The 2,208-nt window shown below is 69.3% G+C and carries 1 protein-coding gene; it reads left to right on the forward strand.

Going from position 1 to position 2,208, the window contains the following annotated elements; all coding sequences use genetic code 11:
- The first annotated feature begins 404 nt into the window (after positions 1-404).
- Positions 405-695, forward strand: a complete 291-nt coding sequence (locus H7I57_RS13655) for a DUF7280 family protein (protein ID WP_264024078.1) — start codon at positions 405-407, stop codon at positions 693-695.
- The last annotated feature ends 1,513 nt before the right edge of the window (positions 696-2,208 follow it).

Below are 2,208 nucleotides of genomic sequence, written 5' to 3' on the forward strand. Positions count from 1 at the left end.
TCGGTGATCGATGTGCGTTGTGGTAACCCACACCGATACCGGAGGTCCTCACCTACATTCTGCTAGCCACGCCGTTCACATCGGTGATCGATGTGCGTTGTGGTAACCCACACCGATACCGGAGGTCCTCACCTACATTCTGCTAGCCACGCCGTTCACAACCTGTCTGGGAGTTACAACTAGGTGCGACCGCCGGATGCCCGCCTGCGGCGGGCGTGGGTTGGGTAGCTACTCACCTTTAACCGTCAGCAGGGGTCGCAGCCCAGCCTAATCGGCCGGGGGCCCGACCGGTCAACCCACACCGACGCCGAACTACGCAGGCCGAGTGACCTTTTCGGCCCTATCGAGCTCGCTGCCGCTCGCGGGCCGAAAACCCTGCTCCGTGCGCCGTCGGCTCTTCGGGGTTGACCGCCCACCCTCACCCGATTGACCGCTCCCCAGCGCTGTCCATCACCACCGCCATCATCACCACCGACTGCATCGCCACCATCGACCAGCCCGTCGATTGCCTCCTCGACGCCATGATCGAAGCCCAGAACCGCGTCGGACAGATCACCTGGGACGACATCGCCGCCGAGCGGGCCCACGGCACCTACCGCAACCCCGCAGGAGCCACGGCCCCCATCACCGTCGTCGACACCAGCACCACCACCGACCTGCTCGACACCATCCGAACCTGGATGCAGCACGCCTAGCCGCAGCGCCGCCCGGCCCGGCCCCGCCTCGCGCGGGGACCGGGCTACCGGCGTCTTCCGGGATCACACCTCACCAGCAGCAGCGGCCGCCCTGGCGGGCGCCGGATGCCCGCCTGCGGCGGGCGTGGGTTGGGTAGCTACTCACCTTTAACCGTCAGCAGGGGTCGCAGCCTAATCGGCCTTCGGGGTTGACCGCCCACCCTCACCCGATTGACCGCTCCCCAGCGCTGACCGGCGCACCACTCACCACGCCGTCGGCTCTTCGGGGTTGACCGCCCACCCTCACCCGATTGACCGCTCCCCAGCGCTGACCGGCGCACCACTCACCACGAGAAACGGGAGAACACCATGACCACCACCACCGCCACACCCACCGTGCCCACCACCGTGTACCTCAACGAGGCCCCTGCCAGTTTCCTCGGCTTCAACCGCGCCGCNCCCGCGCGGCTGCGCGCCGCCGCAACTTTCAACCTGCCCATCCCCACCGACACCCGACCCCAGCAGACCGCCATCAGCGCCGCACTNGAGCNCATCTTCGACGAGCTCAACTGCGAACCCACCACCACCTGGGCCACCGGATGGCGCCACGCCGGACACCGCAGCCTGTCCGTCGGCGACGTCGTAGTCACGTGTCCACCGACGAACTCACCGCAGCCATNGANCGGTCCTGACCACCCGATCGGGCCCCGCCNCGGCGCGGGGCCCGATCACCACCCCAGCTCANCCANCACCCATCCTTGAAAGGACACCACCATGGGCCAATACTTCAACCCCGTCATCGTCGACCCCACGGGCCGACCCCTGGCCGCCCTCAACCCCGCCACCTACGGCGCCGGACCCAAACTGTCCACCCACACCCGCGCCGACTCCCCGCTCATGACCGCCGTGGAAATACTGCTCACCCTCGACGGCGGCGCCCGCCTGGTCTGGGCCGGCGACTACGAGGACCCCGACGACGACCAGGATGCGCTGTATTGGCTCGTCGAACCCCAGCATTTCGTGTGCTTCGCCGGTCTCATCGACCCCGACGAGCCAGTCACCCCCAACGCTGAAGCGCCCGCAGCACTGCCGGCCCACCGGTACATCTGCAACNCCGACAAGCGCCAGTACCTCGACAAAGACCACTTCGGTGTCGACGACTACGGCATCCGGCGCTCCCCCCTGCCCTGGCTCACCGCCGAAGGCGGCCTCGCCACACAGAGACGCCACACCACCTGGGCCCGCGACCGCATCTACCTCGCAGCCCACCCCCCCTGCCCTGGCTCACCGCCGAAGGCGGCCTCGCCACACAGAGACGCCACACCACCTGGGCCCGCGACCGCATCTACCTCGCAGCCCAGCACCCAGGCCCCGGATGGACCGAAGTGCCCGCCCTGCTCTGGGTCTGACCAACCACCAGCCCGCCCGGGTCCGCGCAGCCGCGCGGGACCGGCGGGCCTGCGGTGTCTTCCGGTCCGCCGCCCCCCTGTCGGCCGGCGCGCCCGGAGGCGCGGAGGCCCGCCTGCGGCGGGCG

Source organism: Mycolicibacterium pyrenivorans, from assembly GCF_025821625.1.
GTDB lineage: Bacteria > Actinomycetota > Actinomycetes > Mycobacteriales > Mycobacteriaceae > Mycobacterium > Mycobacterium pyrenivorans.